Origin of the sequence: Candidatus Acidulodesulfobacterium acidiphilum (assembly GCA_008534395.1) — a bacterium.
Classification (GTDB): Bacteria; SZUA-79; SZUA-79; order Acidulodesulfobacterales; family Acidulodesulfobacteraceae; genus Acidulodesulfobacterium_A; species Acidulodesulfobacterium_A acidiphilum.
The window spans coordinates 53,376-79,910 of the sequence record SHMQ01000002.1; the positions used below are offsets into that span (position 1 = coordinate 53,376).

At 34.5% G+C, this 26,535-nt stretch carries 43 protein-coding genes; all 43 read right to left on the reverse strand.

Annotated elements, in window-relative coordinates:
* Nucleotides 1-29: 29 nt before the first annotated feature.
* Nucleotides 30-425, reverse strand: a complete 396-nt coding sequence (locus EVJ48_01545; GenBank protein RZV40202.1) for a hypothetical protein — start codon at nt 423-425, stop codon at nt 30-32.
* A 14-nt stretch (nt 426-439) separates the two neighbouring features.
* The gene (locus EVJ48_01550; protein ID RZV40203.1) at nt 440-712 is read right to left on the reverse strand and encodes a hypothetical protein; all 273 of its coding nucleotides are present in this window, start codon (nt 710-712) and stop codon (nt 440-442) included.
* A gap of 36 nt (nt 713-748) precedes the next feature.
* Nucleotides 749-961 carry a hypothetical protein gene (locus EVJ48_01555; protein RZV40204.1) on the reverse strand — a complete coding sequence of 71 codons (213 nt, stop codon included), beginning with the start codon at nt 959-961 and terminating at the stop codon, nt 749-751.
* A gap of 26 nt (nt 962-987) precedes the next feature.
* The gene (locus EVJ48_01560) at nt 988-1,776 is read right to left on the reverse strand and encodes a hypothetical protein (GenBank protein RZV40205.1); all 789 of its coding nucleotides are present in this window, start codon (nt 1,774-1,776) and stop codon (nt 988-990) included.
* Nucleotides 1,777-1,818: 42 nt separating this feature from the next.
* Entirely contained in the window at nt 1,819-2,349 is a 531-nt protein-coding gene (locus EVJ48_01565) for a hypothetical protein (GenBank protein ID RZV40206.1), read from the reverse strand.
* Between the two features lie 28 nt (nt 2,350-2,377).
* Entirely contained in the window at nt 2,378-3,661 is a 1,284-nt protein-coding gene (locus EVJ48_01570; protein RZV40207.1) for a transposase, read from the reverse strand.
* A gap of 38 nt (nt 3,662-3,699) precedes the next feature.
* A complete protein-coding gene (locus EVJ48_01575) occupies nt 3,700-4,194 on the reverse strand; it encodes a hypothetical protein (protein ID RZV40208.1) in 495 nt (164 codons plus the stop codon).
* 53 nt (nt 4,195-4,247) lie between these two features.
* Nucleotides 4,248-5,333 (reverse strand): RtcB family protein, encoded by a 1,086-nt coding sequence (locus EVJ48_01580; GenBank protein RZV40209.1) that lies wholly within the window; start codon nt 5,331-5,333, stop codon nt 4,248-4,250.
* Between the two features lie 63 nt (nt 5,334-5,396).
* Nucleotides 5,397-5,702, reverse strand: coding sequence for a hypothetical protein (locus EVJ48_01585; protein ID RZV40210.1), 306 nt, complete (start codon nt 5,700-5,702; stop codon nt 5,397-5,399).
* Between the two features lie 202 nt (nt 5,703-5,904).
* Nucleotides 5,905-6,216 (reverse strand): hypothetical protein, encoded by a 312-nt coding sequence (locus tag EVJ48_01590; GenBank protein RZV40211.1) that lies wholly within the window; start codon nt 6,214-6,216, stop codon nt 5,905-5,907.
* A gap of 52 nt (nt 6,217-6,268) precedes the next feature.
* Nucleotides 6,269-7,450 carry an HNH endonuclease gene (locus EVJ48_01595; GenBank protein RZV40304.1) on the reverse strand — a complete coding sequence of 394 codons (1,182 nt, stop codon included), beginning with the start codon at nt 7,448-7,450 and terminating at the stop codon, nt 6,269-6,271.
* Between the two features lie 285 nt (nt 7,451-7,735).
* On the reverse strand, nt 7,736-8,095 hold the full coding sequence (locus tag EVJ48_01600) for a hypothetical protein (GenBank protein ID RZV40212.1): 360 nt from the start codon (nt 8,093-8,095) through the stop codon (nt 7,736-7,738).
* Nucleotides 8,096-8,139: 44 nt separating this feature from the next.
* The gene (locus tag EVJ48_01605) at nt 8,140-8,508 is read right to left on the reverse strand and encodes a hypothetical protein (protein RZV40213.1); all 369 of its coding nucleotides are present in this window, start codon (nt 8,506-8,508) and stop codon (nt 8,140-8,142) included.
* 36 nt (nt 8,509-8,544) lie between these two features.
* Nucleotides 8,545-8,943 (reverse strand): hypothetical protein, encoded by a 399-nt coding sequence (locus EVJ48_01610; protein ID RZV40214.1) that lies wholly within the window; start codon nt 8,941-8,943, stop codon nt 8,545-8,547.
* Between the two features lie 236 nt (nt 8,944-9,179).
* Nucleotides 9,180-9,425, reverse strand: coding sequence for a hypothetical protein (locus EVJ48_01615; protein ID RZV40215.1), 246 nt, complete (start codon nt 9,423-9,425; stop codon nt 9,180-9,182).
* Nucleotides 9,426-9,523: 98 nt separating this feature from the next.
* Nucleotides 9,524-10,027, reverse strand: a complete 504-nt coding sequence (gene ssb / locus EVJ48_01620) for a single-stranded DNA-binding protein (protein ID RZV40216.1) — start codon at nt 10,025-10,027, stop codon at nt 9,524-9,526.
* Between the two features lie 76 nt (nt 10,028-10,103).
* Entirely contained in the window at nt 10,104-10,616 is a 513-nt protein-coding gene (locus EVJ48_01625; GenBank protein RZV40217.1) for a hypothetical protein, read from the reverse strand.
* 25 nt (nt 10,617-10,641) lie between these two features.
* Nucleotides 10,642-10,881, reverse strand: a complete 240-nt coding sequence (locus EVJ48_01630) for a hypothetical protein (GenBank protein ID RZV40218.1) — start codon at nt 10,879-10,881, stop codon at nt 10,642-10,644.
* Nucleotides 10,882-10,953: 72 nt separating this feature from the next.
* Complete coding sequence (locus EVJ48_01635; protein RZV40219.1) at nt 10,954-12,951, reverse strand: hypothetical protein; 1,998 nt, start codon at nt 12,949-12,951, stop codon at nt 10,954-10,956.
* 15 nt (nt 12,952-12,966) lie between these two features.
* Nucleotides 12,967-13,206 (reverse strand): hypothetical protein, encoded by a 240-nt coding sequence (locus EVJ48_01640; protein RZV40220.1) that lies wholly within the window; start codon nt 13,204-13,206, stop codon nt 12,967-12,969.
* Between the two features lie 17 nt (nt 13,207-13,223).
* Nucleotides 13,224-13,802, reverse strand: a complete 579-nt coding sequence (locus tag EVJ48_01645) for a hypothetical protein (protein ID RZV40221.1) — start codon at nt 13,800-13,802, stop codon at nt 13,224-13,226.
* A 14-nt stretch (nt 13,803-13,816) separates the two neighbouring features.
* Nucleotides 13,817-15,034, reverse strand: a complete 1,218-nt coding sequence (locus EVJ48_01650; protein RZV40222.1) for a hypothetical protein — start codon at nt 15,032-15,034, stop codon at nt 13,817-13,819.
* 55 nt (nt 15,035-15,089) lie between these two features.
* On the reverse strand, nt 15,090-15,335 hold the full coding sequence (locus tag EVJ48_01655; protein ID RZV40223.1) for a hypothetical protein: 246 nt from the start codon (nt 15,333-15,335) through the stop codon (nt 15,090-15,092).
* 26 nt (nt 15,336-15,361) lie between these two features.
* Entirely contained in the window at nt 15,362-16,036 is a 675-nt protein-coding gene (locus tag EVJ48_01660) for a 3'-5' exonuclease (protein ID RZV40224.1), read from the reverse strand.
* A gap of 5 nt (nt 16,037-16,041) precedes the next feature.
* On the reverse strand, nt 16,042-16,707 hold the full coding sequence (locus EVJ48_01665; protein RZV40225.1) for a hypothetical protein: 666 nt from the start codon (nt 16,705-16,707) through the stop codon (nt 16,042-16,044).
* 62 nt (nt 16,708-16,769) lie between these two features.
* A complete protein-coding gene (locus EVJ48_01670; GenBank protein ID RZV40226.1) occupies nt 16,770-17,441 on the reverse strand; it encodes a hypothetical protein in 672 nt (223 codons plus the stop codon).
* 36 nt (nt 17,442-17,477) lie between these two features.
* Nucleotides 17,478-17,699 carry a hypothetical protein gene (locus EVJ48_01675; GenBank protein RZV40227.1) on the reverse strand — a complete coding sequence of 74 codons (222 nt, stop codon included), beginning with the start codon at nt 17,697-17,699 and terminating at the stop codon, nt 17,478-17,480.
* A gap of 48 nt (nt 17,700-17,747) precedes the next feature.
* Complete coding sequence (locus EVJ48_01680; GenBank protein ID RZV40228.1) at nt 17,748-17,993, reverse strand: hypothetical protein; 246 nt, start codon at nt 17,991-17,993, stop codon at nt 17,748-17,750.
* Between the two features lie 29 nt (nt 17,994-18,022).
* Nucleotides 18,023-18,226 (reverse strand): hypothetical protein, encoded by a 204-nt coding sequence (locus EVJ48_01685; GenBank protein ID RZV40229.1) that lies wholly within the window; start codon nt 18,224-18,226, stop codon nt 18,023-18,025.
* Between the two features lie 31 nt (nt 18,227-18,257).
* Nucleotides 18,258-18,659 carry a hypothetical protein gene (locus EVJ48_01690; GenBank protein ID RZV40230.1) on the reverse strand — a complete coding sequence of 134 codons (402 nt, stop codon included), beginning with the start codon at nt 18,657-18,659 and terminating at the stop codon, nt 18,258-18,260.
* Nucleotides 18,656-18,907: a hypothetical protein gene (locus tag EVJ48_01695; GenBank protein ID RZV40231.1), complete on the reverse strand. Its 252-nt coding sequence runs from the start codon at nt 18,905-18,907 to the stop codon at nt 18,656-18,658. Before EVJ48_01695 ends, EVJ48_01690 begins: the two co-directional genes overlap by 4 nt.
* Nucleotides 18,908-18,954: 47 nt before the next feature.
* The gene (locus EVJ48_01700; GenBank protein RZV40232.1) at nt 18,955-19,134 is read right to left on the reverse strand and encodes a hypothetical protein; all 180 of its coding nucleotides are present in this window, start codon (nt 19,132-19,134) and stop codon (nt 18,955-18,957) included.
* A 262-nt stretch (nt 19,135-19,396) separates the two neighbouring features.
* A complete protein-coding gene (locus tag EVJ48_01705) occupies nt 19,397-19,786 on the reverse strand; it encodes a hypothetical protein (protein RZV40233.1) in 390 nt (129 codons plus the stop codon).
* Between the two features lie 62 nt (nt 19,787-19,848).
* On the reverse strand, nt 19,849-20,094 hold the full coding sequence (locus EVJ48_01710) for a hypothetical protein (GenBank protein ID RZV40234.1): 246 nt from the start codon (nt 20,092-20,094) through the stop codon (nt 19,849-19,851).
* Between the two features lie 53 nt (nt 20,095-20,147).
* Nucleotides 20,148-20,408 (reverse strand): hypothetical protein, encoded by a 261-nt coding sequence (locus EVJ48_01715; protein RZV40235.1) that lies wholly within the window; start codon nt 20,406-20,408, stop codon nt 20,148-20,150.
* Nucleotides 20,409-20,465: 57 nt separating this feature from the next.
* On the reverse strand, nt 20,466-20,810 hold the full coding sequence (locus EVJ48_01720; protein RZV40236.1) for a hypothetical protein: 345 nt from the start codon (nt 20,808-20,810) through the stop codon (nt 20,466-20,468).
* 79 nt (nt 20,811-20,889) lie between these two features.
* A complete protein-coding gene (locus EVJ48_01725) occupies nt 20,890-21,273 on the reverse strand; it encodes a hypothetical protein (GenBank protein RZV40237.1) in 384 nt (127 codons plus the stop codon).
* Between the two features lie 62 nt (nt 21,274-21,335).
* Nucleotides 21,336-21,587 carry a hypothetical protein gene (locus EVJ48_01730; protein RZV40238.1) on the reverse strand — a complete coding sequence of 84 codons (252 nt, stop codon included), beginning with the start codon at nt 21,585-21,587 and terminating at the stop codon, nt 21,336-21,338.
* A gap of 269 nt (nt 21,588-21,856) precedes the next feature.
* Nucleotides 21,857-22,609, reverse strand: a complete 753-nt coding sequence (locus tag EVJ48_01735; GenBank protein RZV40239.1) for a hypothetical protein — start codon at nt 22,607-22,609, stop codon at nt 21,857-21,859.
* Nucleotides 22,610-23,470, reverse strand: a complete 861-nt coding sequence (locus EVJ48_01740) for a hypothetical protein (protein ID RZV40240.1) — start codon at nt 23,468-23,470, stop codon at nt 22,610-22,612.
* A 69-nt stretch (nt 23,471-23,539) separates the two neighbouring features.
* Nucleotides 23,540-24,304, reverse strand: coding sequence for an RNA-directed DNA polymerase (locus EVJ48_01745; protein ID RZV40241.1), 765 nt, complete (start codon nt 24,302-24,304; stop codon nt 23,540-23,542).
* Nucleotides 24,305-25,697: 1,393 nt separating this feature from the next.
* The gene (locus EVJ48_01750) at nt 25,698-25,973 is read right to left on the reverse strand and encodes a hypothetical protein (GenBank protein RZV40242.1); all 276 of its coding nucleotides are present in this window, start codon (nt 25,971-25,973) and stop codon (nt 25,698-25,700) included.
* A 168-nt stretch (nt 25,974-26,141) separates the two neighbouring features.
* A complete protein-coding gene (locus tag EVJ48_01755; GenBank protein RZV40243.1) occupies nt 26,142-26,531 on the reverse strand; it encodes a hypothetical protein in 390 nt (129 codons plus the stop codon).
* Between the last annotated feature and the right edge of the window lie 4 nt (nt 26,532-26,535).

Genomic DNA, 26,535 nt, shown 5'->3' on the forward strand with positions numbered 1-26,535 from the left:
CTCCTTTTCTTTAATATTTTATATATATTTTATACGGAGATTTGCTTTCCTTCCGTTAAAGAATAAACCTTTTCTTTTAACTTTTCTTTTTTGTATTCTTTTTCCAAATCAAATAACTCTGCTTTCAAACTTTTAATTATTTCAGGTATTCTTTTCAAATCTTCTTCTAAATAGTAAATCTTTGCGCTTCTGTTTAAAGAAGCGTCTATTATTTTATTGCTGAAATCATCATGACCGTTATCGTTAATATATTCCTGCGTTCTTTCGTCCGTTATCTTAAGTATTTTTTTTAAGGATTCTATATTTTCAGGTATTTCCGATAACTTTTTTTCCATTCTAATTATCTCTTTTTGATTAGATACAATTTGTGCTTCAATTTCAGTAATCTTTTTATTTACAGATTTTAATTTAAAATTTTCAAACATTTCAACACCTCTTTCTAATAGTTTTTATTTGCCCTTAAACTAACAAACAAAGCTCTATTTTTAGCAATATTTTCTTTTTTCATAACGTTGCACCAATCTACCAGTTCATCAATGTTTACAATTACTTTTTTAACATTATACCCTTCTTTCCTTAAATTTTGCATTGTAGCAGTCGCAATTTCAAGCCAAACTTCATAAACACTAGGCATAGAATCCTTATCATCAATGACTCTTAATAATTTGTCGTATTCGTCTTTTTTATACCAAGCAATAACAATATCGTCCATAAAACACCGTTTTTATATATGAATTTAAAAATTAGATTATGAAGTTCTTTTTTTAGCCCGGGGAATATATTCTTGTATGTGAACATTCCATCCCCTTTTACTTTTGCTGGCCTCGAATTTTTTGTTTTTTCTAAATTCTAAGCGTGCCTTTATCGCTTCATCTCTTGTCGCAAAACCTTTCGCAACTATAAAAAGGTTATACCCGCATGGTTTAAGCATGTTCGGATTTGTTTTGATTAGTCTAAACATTTTTAGCCTCCTATATAAATATTTTACTATATTTTTATAGCGAAGTTCTCCGGAAAAAGAACTTCCAATATAGACCTATCAACGCTTTTCCTGAAATATATCGACCTTATAAAAATTTTAACCTTGTCCCTGCCGAATTTTTCCAGTAAAACATTTAAAGCGTTTCTTAATTCCTCTATGTCATCTTTTCCGTATTTTTCTTTTTTACCTTTCAATTCTTCAAAATCTTCGTAAATCGCCTGCGCTATCAAATCTTCCTGAATTTCTGTTTCTTCGGCTTCCCGCTTCGACAATTCTCTTTTTTCTTCTATCCTGTCCGCACTGCGTTCGTATTTAAGAATAGTTTCTCTAAACGGCGCCGGCTTTACGATTTTTTCTATAATATTTTCGCTCGTAAGTCCTTCCTCTTTTAATCTATCGTAAACCGCCTGCCTTAAACACGTAAAATCGTAGTCGTCGAGATTTAAGCCCGCTATATCTAAATTAACGATACTACTTATATCGTTATCGATTTTGAATTTAAGGGATTCGTTTAAGTTTTCTACCTCGTCTATATTTGATAAACCCGCGTAGCCCGGATAGTCGTTTATAAAATCTTCTACGGTTTCGTAATCGTCTATATTATATCCGTTTTCTATAACTTCCGTAAGTTCCCTGAAAGCTCCGTTCTGTTTAGAAAAATAAGTCTTATATCTTATGCCGTTATAGAATTTGTCCGCAATGAAAACGAAAATTTTGTTATATAAAAGCCCGTTTTCTGATAGCTGGGATTTAATAGAATATGTTATTTTATCGATTAAGGAATTTTTATCCATAAGATTTATAGTTTTATCATGTCCGGTTGTCGGACAAAATTATTAATTTATACAATTTTTATTTATCCCGACAATCTTACTGTTCACCTTGAAATAATCCATATAATTGCCTTTATAAATTAAGAACGCTTTATCGGGCAAATTAATTCCGCTGCAATCCTTTTTAATTCTATACGAAACCGTTTTTCCGCCTTTATTATACAGATTTAATATGTATCTTTGCGGCGAATAGCGCCATTTCGCAAAGAGACCTAAAAGCATAATAATTACGGTTATTCCGGCTATCAAACTTAAAATAAATTTGAATAAATTTTCCGGACCGACGGAAAACATAACGCCTATGCCGAATAGTATCAAAAACAATTTAGCAAAATCGGTTAATAGATTGTTGTCCACCGGAAATGGCGCTCCGTATTCCGTCGCGTAAAGAAAAAGCAAAATGAATCCGACGAGGTATGACAAAAATATAGCTATAACCAACAGCTTTACATATTCTAATAACGATACAAAACCTATTTTCATATCATTCCTTAACGATGCTAAAAAACTGTTTTCGATTGTTTTGTTCTGCATATTATTTATCCCCTCTAAGAATTGTGAACTACCTATCAATAAATTGATAGGCTTCCTGCCTCATCGTATGGTTACTATATCCGATACTCTGAATACCCGTAAGAGCATACTCCAGAGGCGTTAATTCCGCCGTTCCCGGCGTATTTTTTAAGATTGTTAATCCTTCAAGGAAAAGGTTAATACTTGCATTTACATCTCTGTCGTGGACGGCTCCGCATTGCGGGCATATCCAGAACCTTTCGGATAACTTAAGGTCTTTATGGATATATCCGCAGTCCGGAGTAGAACAAGTTTTAGACGACGGATAAAACCTGTTAACCTTAAATACCTGTCTGCCGTACCAAGACGCTTTATATTCAAGCATATCGTTAAATTTACTCCACGATACGTCGGATATAGGCTTCGATAAATTACCGTTCTTAACCATTCCTTTGATATTTAAGTCCTCGAGAACGATAACTTGGCTATCGTTTACCGTTCTTGAAGACAATTTATGCAAAAAATCGTTGCGCTGATTAAATATATGTTCGTGCAATTTTGAAAGTTTATTTTTAAATTTAATATAATTCTTTGACGGAGTAGTCTTATCCTGTTTACTGCGTTTATGAACCTTTCTATCAAGTTGTCTTGAAAGCTTAATAAGGCGTTTTTGGGACTTAAGCAAATATTTCGGGTTAGGTATCTTAAAACTCTCTTTATTATCAAAGCTTGTGCCTGTAGTTATAATGGCAAAATCTTTTAAGCCTAAGTCTATGCCTGTTGATATACCTACCACTTTTTTAGGTATATACGGAGTAAAAGCAAACTTTTCTACCAGCATATTGACGTAATACTTGCCGGACGTAGTTTTAGAAATACTAATAGACTTTACCGCTTCGTAAACTTTCCTATGAAATTTAACCTTTATAGCGGTTTTGAGTTTCGGTATATTGATAAAACTGTCCTTTATCTCAAAGCTTTGCGGTATTACGATACTGCTATATACGCCTTTCTTTTTGAAATTGGGATAACCTGCCTGTTTCTTAAAGAATTTCTGAAAGGCATCGTCCAAATCCTTAAGGCTTGCTTGCAAGGATTGGGAGTTAGCTTCTTTAAGAAAAGAAAAGCCTTTTTTAAGCAAAGGCAATATTTTTTTAAATTCATAGTAGTTAAATTTAATATTATGAGTTTTATATAAATGCGTAGCTCTTTCAAGAAAGAAATTATATACGAACCGGTTATAGCTCATCTGCTCGTCGAGATAAGCTACCTGCTCGGCGTTAGGATATAACCGAAATCTATATACGTAAAATTTATTGTCTCTATCTTTCATATTATTATAGCTAACTTGCTTTTTGAGATACCGAAAAATTAATTTAAATTTTTTATATTTTTATCCAACTGTTTTAATTTTAAAATTTTTTCTTTTTCTTTTCTATCTTTTTCTTTTAATTCTCTTTCTTTTTCTAACTGCTCATTAATAACATCTTTATGTTGCCATACGAATGCTCTTGTGGGAATATTTATTCTATTGTGCATATTAAACCAATAATTGTCTCCTATATACGTTTTATATACCCCTGTGATTATATCTATTATTTTATAACCATATCTATCACTAACATCGTATATTTTAGTATATGTTTTAGTATTTACTATCACGTATTTATATATATTGCCATCGTTATCTTTATCCTGAAAGGATATAATGTCTTCATTAATTATAAAATCGTTTACGTCTTTAAACGTTTCGATTTTACCTGAAAACGAATTTCTCTTTTTATTTATATGACGATATATTTTTGGAATATATTCTATTAATAGAACTCCAAATATTAGAATTGCTACGCCGTATATTGGTGCCATTTATACCTCCAGCTTTTTTGTAAAATTAATTTTAGGCATGTTTCAGTCTGTCCTCATCCTTTGATGTTAATTATGGGTATAAATTTATCTACTACTTCTATATTTTTGCCATTCTGCGCATTTATAACATCTTCCAAATTTTTATAAGCGAATGGCGATTCGTCAAGCGTTTCTCTATCTACTTTAGCAAAAATTCCGCTCATTACGGATTTAAAATCATTTATATCTATCGTCTTTTTAGCCTTACCTCTGCTCATAACCCTGCCTGCTCCGTGAGATGCGGAATTAAGATAGTCGTTATTGCCGAGTCCTTTGACTATATAAACCCCGTCTCTCATATTTCCGGGGATTATCCCCATTTCGTCTTTTTCGGCGGATATCGCTCCTTTGCGATGCAATATGCCGTCCTGCGTAATAACAGCATGATTATGATTTTTATTAATAAAATCATACATAAAAACGCTGATATCGAGTTTTAATATATTTAATACTATCTGCATTATTTTCTTTCTATTCTCCAAGGCAAACTCAAGGCAGTAGTTCATATCCTCTAAGTATGCCTGTCCTAATTCTGAATTTATATCGAACATCCGCCCTTTTTTCATATAAAATTCGGCGACGGTATGCCCTGCGTTTCTGGACCCGGAGTGGACGGTTATTCCTATTTCGTTTTTATCATTAATGCCTATTTCGATAAAATGGTTACCTCCGCCCAATGTCGCATATTGCATGTTTATCTTATTCCTTACCGTTTTAGTTAATTGCTTATCGCCGGATACGGACGTAAACTCCTGTTTAATATAGCATGCCGGCTTGGACAGAGAATTAAATCCTACGGGAATTTGTTTATATATTTCGTTAAATACGTAATCCCTAAACTCATCATAATCTTTATCTGTCTTATCTAATAAGACCTTAGTATTTATATTAGATACGCCGCAGCCTATATCGTAACCGACGAATGACGGCGATATTTGATTATCCAGCAAAGCAACCCCGCCGATAGGCATATCGTAACCGGCATGAACGTCTGGCATTATAGCAAACGATTTTAAACAGTCTAAACTTTCGATATTTTTTATTTGATTATGCGCTTCCGACTCGATACTTTCTTTTGGAATACCGTAAAATGTCTGCATTTTTTATTCTCCATATTTAGTTATATAAAAATCTTTACTACATATATAGCGAAGTTAATCTTTCTACAACCTAACCAACGACTCTTTAGCTTTATTTATTAATCGAAAAAGTTTCGTAAAATTTTCTACAATAAAATCGTATATATTATTAATTAACTTTCGTTCTTCTATCAAACACAAGATATTTTCAATTCCTGACGGATTTTCACAGTTAAGAACTATATATTCTCTGTCATCGAGAAAGTATAGCAACTCTGACAATAGATATTCTATTGCAAACAATATAAGCGATAATAAAGCGATAAGTATAGGCAATATCACAAACTCTGCTATTGCTCCGACAAATATCATAATGATTATTTCTGACATTAATAAAATTCCATTGTTTACATAATGCAAATGCACAACATGAGGAGCAATATATCTAAGAAAAAAGAAAAAAATCTTGCCAATCGCAAAAGTAATCAATAAATACGGCGTTAATAAAATGGCAAAAATAATAGTTTTTAAAAAAAATTTTAAACTATCTTTCAAAATTTTAGAATAATTAATAATCATAAATCCCCCGCTATTATCCTGCATATCTATCATAATATCCATTAAAACATTTCCCAAATACACGATTCATGCGCTTAAAAATTTTTTCGTCGTAAAACATCGAATAACCTTTTAAGTTAGCGACAGCACAATCTTCGGCATCCTCGCGAGACGGTATTTTATATTTCGACATCATCCAATCGACATAATCATTGAAATATCTCTCGGCATCCGCCTTATTGTCTATTTCCATTGCAGGACCTAATACGGAACGGTTTGTCATATCTCCGGGATTAAAAACTATCTTTCTCTTCTTACTCCAGAATCTGTCAAAATTTTTAAACATCTAAAACCTCCATTATTTAGTTTTATCTAAAATCAGCAATAAGACCCCGTCTTTACAAGGCGGGAATAAATTGCAACCCCTTGCCGTATTTAATTAAATTGACTAATTCTGTTTTAACGGGCTTTTTTAAACCCGCAAGTTTGATATACTTACCTAAATTCTGCATACCTTTAACGAGAAAGGCTTTACCGTTAAATCTTACCAAGTCGTTCGGTTGCAGTTTATACCTTACTTTCCTGATAGACGGTTTAAAGCCCTTGCGGTTAAGCTGCGTGCATCTATTCTGCCTGCGGGTAAAAGAACCGTTAATAACGTCCGTCCTTTCTTGCCCGCTCCCGCCGGCTATGCAAAAGGCGTCGTTAGCGTGGCTCTTTTCGAGTTTCAGGGCTATCCTTGCGGACTTGGTAAGGTAGCCGTAAGTAATACTGACGGTATAGCCAAGTTCTTTTAACTTATTAACTATTTTCCACCGCAGGATAGACATAATAGTTTCCGCCTTAAAGGTCTTATGCTTCTTGATTTTAAGTTCGAGCTTGCCCTTGTGATAAGCCTTATGACAACTTTCGCATAATGTTATCAGGTTATCCGGTCTATCCGTCCCGCCGTCAGCTCTCGGAGTAACGTGGTGAACGTTAAGTATTTTATCTTTACTCTTGCCGTTGCAAGCTTGGCATATATGGTTATCACGGTATAAGACGTATTCCCTGACATTCCAAAATCCCGCTTGTTCTCCATTCTGATATTCAACGCCGGATATATCCGGATCCTTAATTTTTTGAATATCGAAAGCGGCGGCTTCGACGGTAATCTCCATAACCGGTAAAATAGACTTAATAAATTCTACCGCTTTGATATGCTCGTTAAGCCTGTGTTCTACCGACGGAGCGAGCCAGCCGGCTTTCTTGCTCTTAACTCTGTTTAAGAAACGAGCCTTACGATACCAGAGGCGGTTTCTCCGAGTCCTGCGGTATTGCCTTTTTTCGGATAACAGCTTCGGTATATCCGTTCTTAACTCTACTTCGGAGCGAAAAAGTTCTTTAGCACTTGATACCGCCGATAATCCGATGTGCTTGTATCCGGTATCGACGCCTAAGGATACAGGTTGCTTTGTTTCTCCCGTCGCATAAGTAAGCTGAATCGTAAAGGGAGTTCTCATAATTACTTTGGCTAATCCTTTTCTTAAAAGTTTTCTTGCTTTGCCTGCCGTTGTCGGCATTAAAGGCTTACCGCGCATGTTTAAGACGAATACCCGCGGGTTTCGTCCTCTCCTGCCGGAGAGTAGGTTCTCTTCGGGATTGTTATTAACCGTTTTTAAGCCTGCCGCACTAAGAGTTTCCTCTTTGTTTAACGACAAACCACAGTTGCTACGGACTAAAGAAGTATCCGTAGGTGTGTCGGTTATCCGTCTTGTTAATAACTTCTGCATTTTTTTCATAATTAATGCCCCCTAATCAACCAGTTGCCCTTGTGCCTCACGACTCAAGCCCCGTCCGAAAGGGCGGGGTGATTGACTCGTATTCTAATCAAAAGGACGCCAAGCATACCTTAATATTTTTTCAAAAAAACCATATTTTTTATTATTATCTGTAAATTCTATAATATTTCTTTTCCATAAAAAGTTTACTATTAAAGATAAAATAATCATGGCAATTATATATGATAGGAGTCCAAATATAAGTAATGCTATAAGTAATGTAGCCCCTAATAACGGTGTATTGAAATATGAATGTAGCGAAGCATGAAAATGGCTAAAAACATGAATATTTCTAACTGTATATCCTATTCCAAATAAGATAAGATAAATTAATATAGAACGTAAAGTAAATATAAATAATTTATTAATTAACTTACGCAAATTTTCAATATTTAAAGAAACCATAAAACCTCCAATAAATAAAATTATATAACTATAGAAATTTAGTTTTATTTATCTTTCTTCCAATCTATAGAACCTTTTAACTTTTTTTCGATAAAAGACTCCTTGCCTTTTTCCGTAAAACTAAAAGCTCCTTTGTTATATAAATATTGCAATAAAGCATAAAACGTTGCAAGTATTAACACTACCAACATTATTACATCAAAAATAATCAATACACCAATAACAATATAGGCAAAATCCATGCCGATATTACTTGACAAACGCAATAAGTTATTTATATTGCGATATAAAAACAACACAAAAACCAACCTGCCCGCCAAATAAAAAAGAATGATGGCAGAAAAGTATAATGCTATCTTAAAAACTAAACGCAATATCGCGGTAAAAAAGTTTTTAGCGTTAAAAACTACCATAAAACCTCCTAATAACTGCTTTTTTTGGTAAAAAAACTATAAGCCGTTTTTTTTAATTTGATTTTCAAGCTCTCTTTGCCTCTGCAATTTTCTTTCTTCGTACTCGTTTCTTTCCTTTTGGAGCAAAAGCGCTTTGTTAATATCGTCTCTATTAACCCAAATATAAGCCCTAATATTCGGCTCAACTTTTTCGTCTATTAAACCTGTTGCTATTTCCTCTATAACAATATATTTATGCCATACTTTTCTTATTTTTCTTTCTCGTGACCTGTCATTACAAAAAGTAAAAAACCAATATGCGCCATTCCCAAACGAAGTTTTTGAGAAATAATGTTTATATCCATCTAAAAATAAATTGACGTCTTCATATGTCTTAATGACTTCTATTTTTGGCACATCTTTAATATTTAAAAGCTTTTTAATTTTTTTTAACATTTTACATCCTATGTTAAGGTTACATTAATTTTATTTGATAAGCCACAAATCCAAGAAAAATAATAGTAAAACCAATCACAAATATAAGGAAAACTATGGTAAATGTTTCTCCACTGAAATAATCGAGAAAATATATGAAAAACTCCGCAAAATTTGAATTTTTAAATATTTTCTGATTATCGAATACTATCATTTTATTTGCCTCCTATTATAGCCGTTTTTTTTATTTACCATAACTAACGCTTTATATTAAAAAGAACATTAAATAATGTCGGATCGGCTAAGAAAATTGCAGCGAAAACGCTAAACAAAATAACCACCATTCCAGCCCACATAACCATTCCAAACATTTTGCCGGCTTCATATTTAACGCCGTCATCACCTTTTAAATGAGCAATTATAAAAAGTATAGTACCTACAATTATTGCAACTGCAAGACCATCTACTATAGATCTAATCATTTCAGAACCGCCGAAATTCATAATAACCTCCTTTAGACTTGTCCGACAACCGGACAAAATTATTTTTTTTTATTACTAACAATCCCCGTCCTTACGGACGGGGTAGCCCTGCTTTTTCTTTAAACAGGGCTATTATCAAAAGGGATGTCGTCCTCATCGCCAGTGCTTGGCGGCGGCGCTTGATATTTTTGTCCGCCTTGCGTCCTCTGTGCTGTTCCTGACATTTGTCTTTGTGTTTGCGCCTGAGGCGGTTTTTCATCATAATAATCGTCTTGTCCGCCCTGCGAATCTTCTTTTCTGCCTATCAAAACAATATTATTTGCTATTATTTCAGAGATGTATTTCTTATTGCCCTCAGCGTCGTCATAAGAGCGGTTGTTAATCCTGCCTTCTACAAAAACCTGCTTGCCCTTACTAAGATAATTTGCCATAGTGCTTGCTAACTTATCAAAAAGCACTATATTATGCCAAATCGCCTTTTCCGTTTTATTGCCTGATTTATCATTAAAATACTCAGTCGTGGCCATCGAAAATTTTAAAATTGCCAGACCATCCGGCGTGTATCTTAATTCCGGATCTTTCCCTAAATTACCTATAAGCATTACTTTGTTTAAACTTCCCATGATTTCCTCCTTAAATTAAATATTATTATATTTTTAAATTTTTAAAAATAACTAAGTTTGTCCGTTTTGCGGACAATTAGCTTAACGCTTTAAAACCCTCACTTTTCAATCTAATAAATTTATTTTTTTTGACTACAACGCCGGGGATATCCAATAAGTCCCCCATTGCTTTAATCTGTTTTTTAAGTTCAGCCTCATTTACAGCAATAAGGCTTTCCGGCGTGTTGCCGTTCTTTATACCCTCAATAAAATCCGCCATATCTATCTGAAAATCTACGCCCTCCGTGCGAACGAAATCTCCGTCTTTCAAATCGTTTTCGTCGAGATATTCGATTATGTTTTGCTTCAAAACGGATTCTTTCTCCTCAATACTTGCTACAATTACATTGCGTCGATCACGAATACTTTTGTAAGACTCATAGGCTTTTTTAACAGGTTCGTCGAACAAATTTTGAAATATCTTTTTGAACGCCCCTGTTTTTTTTAAATTTTGTTTTGCTAATTGCAGATCACTCTGGTTTTTAACTTCGAATTTCATTTTAGATAAAACAGCATCTTTAGTAACTATTAGCTTATCTTCTTTGAACATAAAACCTCCTTTTTTTTAAAATTATTTAATTGTTAATTTTTATTAAACAAAGATTATTCTCTTTAAAAGTCCATTTATAGCAGTCAAATAACCTGCCGGACGAATCCGAAAAAAACTTCTTGATAATAGCTAAATTTGAAAAAGTCCATTTAGCAATACATGTGTTTTCTGTGCATTTAACGATAGGCAAACTTAATATTTTTTTAGTATCTTCATATCTGAATATTTCTATTAAATTATCTTTAAATATTATTAATATATCCACTTTGAAATCACCTCTTTTTTTCTTTCTTATCTACATAGCGAAGTTATGCCGTCCGTTTTGCGGACAATAAAATTAATTGTTATTTCTTAAATCTATTTCTTTAACAAATCTTGATATATCGTTATGTTTGTATCCCTTTTCGGTTTTTCTGTTCTCCGCGCACGTCATATACAATAATTCCTTTGCTCTTGTTATCCCGACGTAACAGAGCCTTCTTTCTTCCTCTACTGATAATCCGTCCCCTAACGACTTTGCATGCGGAAAAATATTTTCTTCCATACCGACCATGAATACGACCGCAAATTCAAGCCCTTTTGCCGCATGTATCGTGGCGAGAGTTACTTTATCGGTTTCTTCTTTTTCTATCCCTATCTCGGCGTCCATTGCGCTTGCGTCTAAAAATTCTTGAATATTTAAATAATTAGACGCCGCTTTTATAAGCTCTTTGATATTGTCAATTCTGTTGTTTTGCAATTCGTCTTTTTCCGCTTTTTCTATTAATAAATTTTCGTATCCGGATTCTTTGAAAACAGTTTCTATAATCTCGTCTGCTTTTGCCGTCCCGGCCGTTTCTTTTATTTTTAAAATCAACTGAAAATAATTTAATAATTTCGACTTGTCCGCCGTGCGTTTGGTTTCAAAAAGGTCGCCTTGTTTTACTTTTAATCCTTTTATCTCGTCTAATAATCCCTTGTGAAAAGCCGTTAAAATATCCGTATCGCTTTCGTCCGCAATGCGTTTTATCTTTTCTATCGCAACCTCTCCGGCTCCGGTCGGAATGCATTGAACGCTTCTTTTAAAACTCAAAAAGTCAAAAGGATTAACGGCAAATCTAACAAAAGACAAAATATCTTTAATTTCTTTTCTCTGGTAAAACTTTAGTCCGCCGTAAATCTGATAATCGATATCGTTATTTAATAGTCCTGCCTCGATACCTCTCGATAAGGAATTTATCCTATATAAAATAGCCATATCTTTATATGAATATCCGGACCGCGTCAATAATTTAATTTCTCTTGCAATATACCCCGCTTCCTGTTCATCCGTTTCAAACTTATAAACCTTAACGGGCTTTCCGCCTTTTTTAATCGCCCTTATTTCTTTATCAGCCCTTTTTTGATTTATCTTTATGACGTTAGAGGCGGCATTTAAGATAGTTTCGTGGGACCTGTAGTTTTTTCCGAGATGTATTTCTTTGCAATCCTTAAAGCTGTTTTTAAATTTCAAAATGTTATCTACCAAAGCTCCTCTAAAACCGTAAATCGACTGGTCGTCGTCTCCGACTACGCATATATTTTTATGTTTTCCGGCAAGCATTTTTATAAATTTATCCTGAATATAATTGGTATCCTGAAATTCGTCGACCATGATATATTTATAAAAATCCTTATAGAAATCCAAAACAAAAGGCTTTTTTTCAAAGAGTAAAACAACGTTAAATAGTAAATCGTCGAAATCCATAGCGTTTAACTCTTTCAATTTTTCATTGTATTTTTTGTAAATGCTTACAAGATTTTTTTGAACCAGACCGCTTTCGTCCGTTAATATCTCTTCGCTGTCAATATATTCGCTTTTATGCTTCGATATAAATTCTTTAGCCTTACTTATCGTATAAACCTCTTCGTCTATATTCGAATCAACTATTGCGCCCTTTATAAGCTTTTCCGAATCGCCTTCGTCTAAAACTATAAAAGACTCTTTATAACCGATTAAATGAGCGTGTAATCTTAAAATCTTAAGACAGAATGAATGAAACGTCGAAAACTCCGGCAAGCCGTTTTTATCCGTTCCAAGGGCTTTTTTTATCCTTTCTCTCATTTCGCCCGCCGCTTTATTGGTAAACGTTACCCCTAAAATCCTGTTAGGTTCGGCGAGGCCTTTTTTAATTAAATGCAAAGCTCTGTAGGTTATAACTCTCGTCTTGCCCGAACCGGCTCCGGCAAAAACAAGAACCTGACCTTCGGTTTGCAAAACGGACGAAAGCTGTTCGTTGTTTAAACTTTTTAAATAGGGATACTTGGACTCTATCCCTATTTTATATTTTTCGATTTGTTGTAATATAGTTTTCATGCTTACATAGCGAAGTTAGTTTGTCCGATTTACGTTTTCTTCTTTTCTGTTAATTTCTTCTATCCAAGTAAACATCTTTTCTCTCGGCGCCGGTTTTTCCGCATCGCCGAAATTGTCGTTTGCGCGGTGCGTAGTCCATCTTTCCTTGTATGGCAATTTTCTACTCGCATCAATTTTCTTTCTGCTTTTCTCCAACAATTCAGCCCTGTGAGCTAAATAATATCTTTTGTTTTTGGTTTTATTTGAAACGGGCATGTATCCCCCCCCTAAAATCAAATAATAGTTTTATTTAGTCTATACCAGTAAACCCTTAACATCCCCTCGAAAAGCCCCCAATATTTTTCTATTGATTCGACTTTTATAGCTTTACATCCCACGGGCTTTAAATCCAAAATGTATATGCCGTCTATATCAATATCATTGTCATTAAGAAGTTTTTTATAGCCGGCCATTTGGACGTTATAGCTGTCTTGTTTTAGTCCCGTTTTTATGTCGAAGAGATACGTTTTACCTTTTACTTTCCCGACTATATCGACCGTGCCGGCAAAGCTGATATTTTTGTCCGCAAAGCGCTCTTCTAATATGACGGGTTCTATTTTTGCCTTTTCCTGAAACTTTATAAAGGAATCGAGATATGGCTTTACGGCTTCGTCTATAGTTTTAAAATCCAACACGCCTTTAAACCATAATTCTATAGCCTTGTGGACGTATGTTCCCCGTGTAGCATGATAAATTGCATACTCTGGATATGTAATATTTAAAACTTCTTTTATAACCGTCGTTACGGACGGCAACTGCTTGCCGCCGTAACTGTATTCGTGTTTTTCTTCGTTAAAATCAGGTCTTATCATATACCCCCCCCCGTTTAAACCACGGACTTCAAGTAATCTATTAAAATCTTGGCTTGTTTTTTTGTGAGTTCTATTAAATTTATAGGTTCTCCAAATACGCTTTCGGTAAACTCAGGCATCTGTTCTTCATAAATGCCTTTTTGCTTACATAACTGATTAACAAAAGCCAATTGCTTGTCTGTTATGTATTCAATATTGTTGTTGTCTTTTTTATTAGTTGCGGAATTTTGAGCAACTGCCGGCGCCGCTTTTGGTTCTGTTGTCTGCATTGCGGAAGTTTCTTCGTAATCCCACGGAATGTCGTCATAACCGTTGTCTTCGGACGTAAAAGTATCTGATTCCGATTCTTTTGGTAAGTCTGACGCTTCCTGCGTAGTCCCTTTGTTATCGACTTCGTTATTTGCAGTTTCTGTTTTATAATCTGATAATTGAGCTACTTTTTTATCGTTTGTTATTGCTTTCGGTTCCGTCATTCCAAGAGTTTTATTGCCGGTTTCCGAACTTATAAACATATCTTTGGTATTAATTCCGGATTCGCCGTATTCGTCAATAACAGTGGCCTTTGTTATTTCGGGAGAAAGAGATAAATATTTCATCATTCTCCTAATAACAGTCTTCTTCATCATCTCTTCTTCGTGAGTTGCCCACGGAGAAGTTTTACTGTCCCCCGCCTTAGAAGATTTTTTAACCTCATCGAGTTCCTCTGCCCACAAAAAATCAAAAATCTTTGAGTTGTCATTCATTGTTGCTACCGCGTAAACGCCTTTTATATTAGAACCCCTTTTCGACGGCGGCAACGGCGTATGTTTAATGTCCTCCATCAGCCCGTATTCAATACTAAATGGTTCGTTTTCGTAAACCATTCTTGCGCTTATATTTCTCAGCTTGCCTGACCTGCGGGCAAGTTCTATAAGTCCGCGATAACCTATGATAAGTTGCACCTCTTTTCTTCTTGCTTTGTTATTAAAAAATGGGACTAAATAAGCAAGTCCCAAGTTATCATCAAGTTCAAAGCCTAACTGCGATGCCTGCATAACTGCTCCCAAAAAGCTGTTCGGGTCGCATTCTAACAAACCCGGATTTTTCCTAAGAGTGGTCAAAGCGATCCTTGCGACTCTTTCGGGCGTTATGCTCTTTGGTAACGCTTTCGCGATTTCGTTTTTTGATTTTTCTAATAAATCTCTTACGACCGCAAAAGTATCTTGTTTTTTTTCCATTAATTGGTTCTGCATAATTTTTCTCCTATTAAAAATTAATTTATTTTTTTTTAAATACGCGAATATTTATCTAAGCCGCTTTTTTAAATCCCTGTATTCCCGCCGGTTTTTTCCTGCCGTAAAACCCAAACAATTTGTCGTAAAAAAACTGCAATTTCTCCGTTGGGCTATCTTTTGTATCATTTAAAATAGCCTCTACATGAGTGTAAACATCAAGACTGCCGTCTTCGTTTAAATACTCGATGTTTTCTTTTAAACGATTCACCCGTTTGTTTAATAAGGCAATACATATTTTGTCTATATCTATTGCTTCCATTTTTCCTCCTTATCTATATAGCGAAGTTAATTTGTCCGCAAAGCGATTTTAAGATATTTATCTATGTCAGACTGCTTTAAAAGCCAATCTTTATAATCTTCAGGCAAATCTTTAATCGCCGTTCCCTTGTATTTTCCAAAAGGCATAATATCCGGAATCCTGGCTTCTTCCGAAAATATCCAGATATCGCCCCACGACTTTAACCCTGTTTTTTCTTTTAATATAAATCTCAATAATTCAAGGCAAAGTTCCACGTCCGTTAAAGCGCTATGCCTGCTGATTAATTTTTCTCTAATTTTAGGCCTTGCAAACTCATCGCACAGCGCATAACTCAAAGCTCCAAGATTATGCGAATCGAAATCCGGCCACAGTTTTCTTGCCATAGGCAAAGTGTCTATCAATTTAACTTCCGGCTTGCCTATAACTTCCCAATCGAAATCTATATTATGGCCGACGAGATATGCTGTATTTTCTGGAAGCCTAAACTCAGTCGCCGGCGGGCAGTTCTCTAAATCGCAATCCAATATATTATGAGTGGCCATAGCTCCAAACGAAATAGGCTTGCCCGGATTATAACGATTATTCAAGGTTTCCGTCTGTTTGTCAAAAGGACTGCCGTTAATAATAATACCGGCGGCTTCTATTAAAACCGGCTCGGTAATCCCCGTGGTTTCCGTATCAAATACTATGACTTTACTCATAAATTTCACCCCTTAAATATATAGCGAAGTTTGTCCGACAAGCGGACGGTTAAAGCAATATTATGAGAAATATAATCTTTTACTAATAAATTTCTTTCATCAAATCCTTCCTCATCCGGTTTTGCCACTACCGGAATGACTTTTATGTTCCGAAAATAACTCGTAACTTCTATAAAAGCATTCCGAAATTCTATGATATGTTTAGCGTAATTATCTGTGTTAATGGTGGCTTTTCTTAAGGGATCTTCGAGTGATTTTTTTAATAACGAAGTTATGCCGCCGAGCAAATCTATATCGAAATAAAAAATATAATCGTAAGGTCTTATTGATTTATTTTTGTAGGCGTTAAGAAGTATTGTAAATTCTTTATGAAACTGGTTTTTATCCTGCAATAAAAGAAAAGCTAAATTATCAAAAACTCCCCTATCGCAAACTATAATGCCGTCGCCAACGAGATTTTCTGTAACGTTTTCTCTTTGTCTCTGAAACTCGCAAATTTTTTCCCTGAATCTACTAATATTTTCGGTAGGCATATCGGGATACATCTCTGCAACCTTTCTCGACGACTCGCTTAAAACCGTTAAATTCTGTATTCTTTCCTCAAGGTAATTTTCTATGCAATGCGTTTTTCCGGCTGCCGCCGGACCGCTTATACAAACTTTCTTAACCATTTTTTTTACCTCTTAACTTAAGAGCGAAGTTTATAACGTTTTAATAAATATTTGTCAATACATTAATTGACATTATCATACGTTTTGAAGCTCATTGCAAGTATTTTTTTTCTTATTTTTTTTACCTTTAAATCCAGATAATTTCTATTGAGCCTGTTAAAATAAACTTTGCTAATACAGGCTATATTGTGATATCCCGTCGCATAATCTAAAAGAGACGGATAATTATTGTTTTGCCAAGTTTCTATAAAATTATGCCAAAATATAGCCTCGCCGATTTTTATCGCTAAAACAGGCCTTGACAAGAGTTCACTATAAGAAGTTATTTTATATCCCATTTTTTGCATTTTTGAAAGCGTCCAGAACTTTATATTTATCTGAGGGTAGCCGTAATCGTATTTATTATAAATCCCCCTATTAAATTTAAAATTATCGGATTCGGTTAATAGAATAGCTATATAAAGTTTTTTAAAGTCTTTTTTAACCGATTTGCTTTCTAATAAAACTTTGCCCGGACCGCATAGATATTTATTGTATCTGCAAACCCTGCTGTTTATATCTTTAAGAGATTGAGATTCAATAACCTCTTTTAAGTCCGCTTTGCGGACAGTGCGGACAACATTTCTTTTTTTAATAGTTTTTTTGGCTTGTCCGCTTTGCGCATAACCTGCGTAAAAACCTAAAAATAAAACTATTAAAGTAACAAATGTAAAGAAAAAAGCTTTTTTGACCATTGCATAACCTCTCTTTCGATTATTTATATAGCGAAGTTATTTTAAAATTTCAGGATATACTGTTATTATTTCGTTTAATTCTTCTCTTATCCTCTCCGATATTGATTCCGCTATATAATCCCCAGCGTTGTTTATAAGATAATCTTTAATTTTTTGAAACTGCTTATCTGTTAGCGTTTTATCCAATATATCCTCGAAGTTGCTCTTGTCGTACCACTGCGGCACAAATAAATCTTTATATTCTTCGTTCAAGTCCATTTTAAAATCCTCTTTTTTAATTTGTCCGGCAAACGGACAAGTTATTTTTTAAATTAAGTGCCCTTTTCTTAAAAATAAAATAGGTTCGGAGTATAAAAATTTCTTTATATCTAAAATTGCAAACCATTCCGAAGCGGGATAGTCTTTAGGAATCTCTTTGTAATAATGGCGACCATCTTCTTTTTTTAAATATATTGCTCCGTGATAACTTGAAGATAAAGGTTTATAATAAACATAAAACGAGTCATCTTTTATGTCGTTAATTAATTTTTCAATAAAATCTTTATTTGTCATTTTACGCCTCGCTTAAATTTTACAAGTTATTATATATAAGCCGCTTGTTTTTCGGCATTTACAAGCACGAAAAACGGCTTACCGAAAATATCGTAAAACTCCCTCGTCTCGAAAGCTTTTGCTTCTCCGTTTTCGTATGCAAAATATACCTCATCGTCCTCGATGTTTTCAACCGCCCTGCCTAATAAAATAAAATTCCCGTTTTCGGCTTTTTGATATACTTGGTATCTCATTTTGTTCACCCCCTTTATATCTATAGCGAAGTTATATCGTCCCGTATTTATTCTTATCTAACCTTCCCAAAAAAACATTTAAATCGTCCGCCCGCCGTTCTGTTTCTCTTTTCTGGCTTTCAATATAACCTCTTATCTTATTCATGTAATCTTTAATCGCGTCTGCGGCCTCGGCGTCGTTGAAATTATATCCGTCTATCTCGTCTAAGCATATACCGGCAAGTCCAAAACTATACGAATATAAAGGTTTGTCGTCATAGTCTATAAACTCGTCTTCTAAAACGGTTACTTTCGTTTTTATGGTTTCTCCAGTTTCGCCATCTTTTGCCGTAAATTCTTTTGATTCAAATTCCTCCGTAAATTCGTTTTCCCCGATTTTTACCGATTTGTTTAAATCTTCGATGAAATCGTAAAGTATTTCATTGGTTGTCATAATCCCTCCGCCGTTATTTTTGGTCTTGTTGTTTCCATTATTTCAAAGTCGTCTCTCGTCAATCTTGATTCGGGCAATATATAACCCTGTTTTATAGCATATTCCGTGTCCTCTATTTCTTCTTTTATCGCCTGTTCGGCTTCTTCCGCCGTATCGAAGTATTCAGGAATTTCGTTTCCGGATTCATCTTCCGTTGTCCATGTATTAGACCATCCGTCTGCCAAAGAATAGGTTAACACCTCAAACATAATAATCTCCGTTTTATTTGTTATTTTCTTTATTTATTTTAGCGAAGTTATTCGTTTTCCTTGAAAAACCGGCATTCGCATTTGCAGTTTGCGATATCTTCGTAGTTGTAATTAAATACTCCGCCCGGCTCTAAATCGTTAATGGTTTCGTCGTTGCATTTAGCTAATTCATCGCCCTCCTCAAATAACTGGCATTTTTTGCATTTTTCGGTTTCTATTAATAACATCTTTTATCTCCTTTCAGTTTTAATTTTGTTTTTCTTTAATCTCGCTGTTGCGCTCTTTTTCTTCTAATTTTTGGATTCTTATTTCTAACTTTTCTAATCTTTCATAAAAATAATCTAAGTCAATTATAATTTCTTCTATGGTTTTCACTGGAATTTTCATTTGAATCTCCTCGCCCCGAAGGGCCTTAAATGTTATATTAAAGAGCGGGGGGATTGCAAGAGGACTAATCCGTTTACCCCCGCTCTTTAATACATAGCGAAGTTATCCGTTTTTACAAAGGGAATTAATGTATTCCCTTACTTCATCTGCCATATACTCGGGAACATAGACACATTCAAGGTCTTCCGTTTTATCCGGGTAAACCCTTATCGCCTCTATACCCCCGTCTTCGCCTGTCCAAATCAAATCGGCGCTTCCTTTGACGATGTGTTTCGACAGCAACTCCGCAAAATCTTCGCTGTCGTAAAACTTTCCATAATAGTCGTCCATCTCTATTTCATAATATTCAGTTGAATCCTTACGAACTAAATTGAGAATCTTAGCTTCACCCATGCCACTGTCCAGTTTTGCAATTTTTTCGTTTAACTCCTCGATGTCTTTAATTTTGACATCCAAACTAAAACTATAATCAAATGTGCTTTCGTATCCCATTTTGCGATACCCCCTTTTTAATTATTTATTTTATATATCTTTAGCGAAGTTGCCGCATACGTTCAATCTAAATCAATCATTGACACAATGTTTTTTATCTCTTCTTTTTCAAGAATAACATAAGAAAACGCCTCGTTAGAAAAAGCGTAATCATCCGTTCTATACTCGATGTATTCGTCTATATCCATGCCGTCATAATCGCCGCCGCCCTCGTCGATAATTTTCCTTGAGTCCTTATTAAAAACTTCTACGCTTCTGAATTCATTATTTGCGATTATAACTATAATTGCCTTATCGTCTTTTTTCATAATCTGCCCTCTTGTTTTTAATTGTATTTATTTGCTTGTCCGCACGGCGGAAATTATTTTTTTAATGTAATATTATATTTCTTGACTATCTCTTTAAAATCCCTATTGCCGATTCTCTCATCGTCCGTATAAACCATGCGGTCGCCCGTATTATCCACGATATACTTGAAATATCCCCGTCTATCCCTGCCAATTACTAAAATCTTATTTTCTTCAAAATCGATTTGAATACCTGCGCCTTTTGAAAATGTGCTGAAATAAAATATAATTTTCCTTGAGCTTCGTTCTTTAAACGAATAATTAATAAATGGCATGTTTTATCCCCTTTTTATCTTATCTATATAGCGAAGTTCCGCTATCGAGATTAATAATTACCACTTATCGCAATCATTCTTGTATTGCTTTAATATGCAGTATTCGGCATAATCGGACGGTTCGTTATTAAAGAAACCCTTAACGGCTTCGTCAAGAAATAAATACTGCTCTGTTAATTTATCGTTTCTAAAAAAATAAGTTGTTTCTTTACTTATATCGTTAACGCTTGGCAATGAAATATAATAAGAATTTTCTTTCACAAAATCTAAAAGTTTTGAATAAAAAAAATCGTTCAAAACGGAATCCTTATAATTTGGCGGAGTGATATAATCTTCCCTTATGATATCTCTATCGCAAAATATTCCGTCAAGAACCGACTTATCTCTATTAAAAATTAGCATTTTTTCACCATTTTTTAAGTTATTTTGCTTTGCTGATAAAAAGAATTAATTTTTATCAGCAAAGCAATTTTCGTTAAAATTAAACATATTCTTCTTTGACATACGGACACAATGACTGTAAATTGTTTATAGTATAAAAAACCGTATCGTCGCTAAAATCCTTTTCCCTTAAAGCAAGTTCATCGTGTTCCCAATAATCGCTTGTATTTAGTTCTACTCTTATCATTGTTTCTTCGTTATCGGTTTTTATAAGAACCATTTCGGCTCTGTTCCAACATTCGTCTTCATACACAACAAAACAAATATCATTAATTTTTATCTTAAAATAATCTTCAAGTTCTTTTATTGCTTCAGGTTTGTTTTTCCTTAAATAATCTACAAATTCTTTTCTTATATCTTCGCCTAAATTTTCTAATTCTTTTTCCATTTCTTTATATTTTTTTACTAAATCTTCGTATCCCATTTATATCCACCCCCCCTTTTTTTAAATTATTTATTTATATATAAATAGCGAAGTTAAAACCTTTAAAAACAGTAATAAGAAATATAATCGTCTCCCTGTTTTTTGGCAATTTCCATATCTTCTTTTATTACTTTTTTTGTTTCTTCCCTGATATATTCATCTTTTAATGCTTTTTTTAATTTCTCTAAAGATATCTCGATTATACCGGCAGCATTAGAATTAAGCATATCTATATCGATATACCTTAACAGCTCCCCTATCGAAAAAGAATATTCGTATTCAAGCTTTATTATCCTGTGCGCTCCTACCCCCATTTTTACACCTCATCTTATTTATTTTTTTTATTTGATTTAAGTTTTTTTTATAAGGCGGTTTAGCTTTAAACTATCCCGCCCGCATAGGCACTTAAGTTCCATAATAAGCTCCGCCTGCGGAGCTTTAGGAACGACATATCCGTATCTAACCTCATTGTCTCGCTATGCCGAATCAGCATAGCTATTAATTCTCTAAGTTGTTTTTTTATTTACTGCCTATATTTTTATAGCGAAGTTATTCATTTTTCTTTTTTGTCCGCATTGCGTATTTAATATTCTTCTTCATTAAATAAATACTTCCTGTATTGTAATAAATCTTCCCTCGTCAATTCAGGAAAGTCGGCGGCAAAAGGAAAATCTAAATCGTCCGTTAAATATTCATTTATTTTTATATCCGGAATTTGAAAATTTATAAGCCTTAAACATTTTTTTAAGGTAAAATGCATACTCGATAAACTCAAATACTCGTGGGCGGTATGCTCGTTATAGAACCCCGCCGAAAGATTAACGTTAAATCTTGAAAATCTTGACGAAAGCGTTAAAACGTCAGAATAACTGCCGATATTTTCTTTATATCCAAGCTTTTTGAAAATACGGTTTATATCTTCGCTCCCATAACCGTAATTAACAAATTCCCTAAATCCCCGACGGTCAAGCCCGACAAAAAGCTTATGCTTTATGTCGTTAAAATCCATACAAAAAGCATTTACTCCCGCCTTTGTGGTTTCCTCGAAGTCTGTTATTAATATAGAAGCCCCCGCTTTCGCGAGGCTATAGGCTATCCAGACGCCCGCCCTGTCGTCGGCTCCCAAAATACCGTTTCTGTTGTAAATAAAATCGCCATATCGCTTTATATTAAATTCATTATCTCTTTTAACCGTATCGACGTGCGCATTGAAAAGAACGTCCGTATTACTTCCTTCTAAATAAAAATATGTTTTCTTATAAATCCCGTTTTTAAAAACCTTTTTAAAGTTATAAAATATTTCCTCTTTGCTTGCCGTTAGAAATTTTTTTATCATTTATATGCTCCTTTTATAATCTGCTAAAGCCTCTTTAATAGAACCGCAGCAGGCTATCCTTGAATGTCTTTTATGTTCAGCTTGTCCGCAAATCGGACAAATGTATTCCTGATTTTCTAATTCATTGTAAAAAACTTCTTTTATCATTAGGCTTTTAAAATCTTCTACCTCGCTGTCTTTAACCGCTATAAAAGGGTCTAAATAAGTGCCGTGCATAGCACCCGCCCCGTTATATTCTTTAATCTTGTATTTTTCTATACCTATTAATTTAGCTATTTCCTGCCTCATCGTTTCCCCGTCAAATTGAGAGCCGTAATTTTTAAACATTAAAAAACCTTTTTTGCCGTCTTTTTCATAGAAATATAGCCAAGCCCTGCTCGTCTTTCTGCCTTTTTCCTGCGAAAATAAAATCGCCGTTCCGGGCATTAATGCCCATTTAGGGACGCCGTGCGAATAACAACCGCCATCGGCAAAACAAGACTTAAATGTTGCGAAATCCGAAGGACTTAACATATCCGCAGGATTTGTAGATATAATAAAATCCGTTTTTCTGTCATAAGCTCCCGATGCATATAATTCAAAGTCGGCGGTATAGTCGTATCCCTTTTCTTTTGCTTTTTTGACTATAAACCTTGTAAACTTTCCGTCGTCGGTAAGCCTGTTTTTTATTATCTCTTCGTCCGTTATCGTTTGACCTGTAAAGCTTCCGTAATATCTTTTTAAATTTTTTAAATCCCACCTGTCCAAACCGGCAGGTAAAAACATTTTCGTTCTGTAATTATTTTCTTTATTATGTTTTAGCAATATCCTTGTTTTTTCCTTTGCGGTATTTAACGTGTCTATAAAAAAATCGTTTAGCATTTTTAAAACTCCCTTTTATTTGTCCGCAATGCGAACTTTTTAACTTCCTATATATTTAGCGAAGTTAAATTAACCAAAAATCCCCGCCTTACTTTTAACCATTTTCCCGTAATTTTGCAAAAAAACAACCTTGCCTTGATGTTTTTCCGCCCTGATTTTCTTTTTCATTTCTTTTGTTAATCCGACTTTTTGATTAACGACAAGACCGCAAACATATTGCCTTTTCCAAGACGGCATTTTCTTTACTTTTTCGTAATTTATTTCCATACCGTATTTATTTAACTGCTTAACTATAAAAGATAAGGCTTTTTCCATAAGGTCATAGTCGTTTCCCGAAAAAGTTAAATCGTCTGCATATCTCGTATATGCTATATTAAACCCAGCTAATTTTTTGGCGGTTTTATAATCGAATTTTTTTAAATATAAATTTGCTATATAGGGGCTCGTCGGCGCTCCCTGCGGAAGTCTCTTGCCTTTTCCGTCTTTAAAATCATAAAAACAAAGACCCCATTTAAGCTTTGCTTTTATAATCGATTTAGCTTTTTCAAGCGTAATAGAAGGAAAAAAATCTTTTATATCTATTGAATAAACGAATCTTTTATTTACGTGCGGTTTTGCGTTTGAAACTATGCTTTTGTTCGGCGTAAATCCGTGCGTATAAGGGCTGGCAGGATAGGCTTTATATAAGTATTTCAAATAATCTTCCTGCCTCTTTTTCGTTATGGGGTCTGGAGCTTCGATATGCCTCGTTCCTCCGTTTTTTTTCGGAATTTCAAAAACCCTATACATTTTCAAATCCTCCTTTGGCGGGATTTTAATATCCCGCCGTTGCATTAATAGACACTAAAAGTAAGCGGGGGCGGCGAAGAGTTCGCAGAGGTAAAGCGTATTCCCCACTATCTTTTTTTTCCTGTAGCTTTACCTTGCGAATCGTCGCCGCCAGAGCGGAAACCTGATAAAGCTAAACCTGATTAACTTGTTATGCCGAAACAGCATAACCGTTGCAAGAACTAAGTTGTTTGTCTTTTTACTGTCTATTTTGATATCTTAATAACGAGTTATTTTAAGCATTGCATAAGCTAAATCCGCAGCAAAAGCAGGTTAAGCAACCCTCTGCGTGATAAAGTTTAGCTCCGCATTCTGGGCAATATTCAAAATTTAAATTCTGACTTTTTTCTTCTTTTATCTTTTCCATTTTCGTATCCTCTTTACTGTTCCTTATATATAAATAGCGAAGTTGCGAGGGTTTATTTCCCGACTACGATAAATCTTTTTATTTAACATTTTTTATATTTATCTTTTTCCTTAACAACGTTTTTTATAATGCCTTTAAAAACGTCCTCATTTGACCGTAGAGGCGTTTTTAGCTTCGGGCGTAGGTTTTGTATTAATAAGTTTTTTTAAGAGGTTCTAAAAAGGTGCTTTTTATATAATTTTTTCTTTCGGAATTTAAAGTCCTTTAAAAACCGCGATGCTGAAATCCGAATAATTTTAAGGGCAGGGGATCGCCTTTATTATATTTAATAATCTTTTTTCAACTTTAGCGGGGGATTAAAAGGGAGAAACGCCCCGAAACCTCAACTTAAAAACGCTTCGAAGGACAAACCGGACAGAATCGTTTCGGGGCGTTTCGGAAACAGGCAAATCCCCCGCCCCGCCGTTATAAAAAATTTCAAGGGGAATTCGATAGAAAATTAAACCCGAAGGGCTTGCAGGCTTTAGCCTGTTTATATTTTCTGTCGCAATTCTCCGTCAGGCGGTTTAGGAAAATTCGATAACAGTTTTATCGTTGTCGAATTTTCCGTTAAAAACCGCCTGTGAAATTTTTGCCTAATAAACCGCCGACGTGGAGCTTGCGGATATGTCGGCGCACTATTTTGCCGTAGCGGTTTTCTTTTCCAAGAAAAAACAATATAAAAACGGAATAGTTTCAGGCAGCTCTCCTGACCGGACGGACGGTTCCTGCGGGACGGCGAATCTGCGGCGCCCAGACAAACTTAAAAATGTGGAATAACGATAAAGGGTATTTCTGTAATATAAAGGATTAACGGATTAAAATTGCCGCCGAAGGCGGCCGGCGCCGCCGGAGTTTTTTTATTTTATTTTCTAAATTATTTTAAAATCGGAAAAAGTCAGGTTATCCGGTCTGTTAAACCGTCGGTCAGGGGAGCGACCCGCTGACGCTGCCGCCCTGACTTTCTCCTTATATATTTATAGCGAAGTTAAATCAAATTTCAATGTAAGTATTATGACCGCATAACCTTATATACTCTTTAACTTCATTTCTTCTTAAATATTCCTTGAGGGTTCTTTTTAATTCTAAATTTATAATCGCCGCTTGCTGTTCCCGTTTTGCATTTTTTATCTCTTCTTTTTTTATTGCGATAACTGCTTTTAATCTGTTGTTGTTTATTTTTTTTAATAAAATGTTTAAAAAGTTATAAAATTCTTTACCCGACTTGCTAATTGCTATTTTTAAAACTTCCTTTTCTATCGTATCCATGATAAATATCTCCTTTTTAAAATTAAATAAAAAATAATGCTGTTAATAAAATCATAAAGAACGTTATGCTTATGCCCTGCTCTATATATTCTTTCGTTATAGCTTTCATAATTGCCCCCATGGCGGGGTTGTTAGCCCCGCCCGTTATAGTTGTAAAGGTTGTTTATTTTATAAATCTATTTCCAAAGGGTCTTCTCCCAAAACAGGACTGCAAGATATTTTTATCTTTTTTATTTCGCCCGTGTCAATATCGAAACCCCGCTGAACGTAAAAATCTTCTTCTTCCGCTCTGTTTATGATTTCTCCGTTATTGCCGCAATATTTATCCGATTCCGCAATGGCTTTTATTAATTTGCTTTCAATGGAAGGATACTTCTTAATTATTTTTTCTTTTGATAAAATTTCTTTAGCGTCATACAAGAACCCTTCTTTAAGGATTTTTTCAATCCTTTTTTGTGCGTCTTCGATAAATTCGACCGCTGTAGAAAATTCCTGACAGGCTAAAAAATGTATTGCGTTTTTTAAATCCGTCTGCGTGTTATAAAAAAAATATTTCATAATT